Genomic DNA, 298 nt, shown 5'->3' on the forward strand with positions numbered 1-298 from the left:
TTTGGAGCGGGAAACGAGACTCGAACTCGCGACCCCGACCTTGGCAAGGTCGTGCTCTACCAACTGAGCTATTCCCGCTTAATCTTCGTCTTTCGAACCACTACTGCGTTGGCTGCCTTCATTCGCCTAAGTCACTTACTTTAGTAAGCTCCTAAGGACTCATTCAGTTGCCGCCTTGTCGCAATTCGAAATTCTGCGATTGGTGGTCTGTGCTTTACAAGCACTTTCAAATTTTGGAGCGGGAAACGAGACTCGAACTCGCGACCCCGACCTTGGCAAGGTCGTGCTCTACCAACTG

The 298-nt window shown here is 51.3% G+C and carries 1 tRNA gene; it reads right to left on the reverse strand.

Annotated elements, in window-relative coordinates:
* Positions 1 to 2: 2 nt before the first annotated feature.
* Positions 3 to 78: transfer RNA gene (locus tag OGV52_RS00045), tRNA-Gly, on the reverse strand.
* Between the last annotated feature and the right edge of the window lie 220 nt (positions 79 to 298).

It is taken from the genome of Citrobacter sp. Cb041 (assembly GCF_030336655.1).
Classification (GTDB): Bacteria; Pseudomonadota; Gammaproteobacteria; order Enterobacterales; family Enterobacteriaceae; genus Citrobacter; species Citrobacter braakii.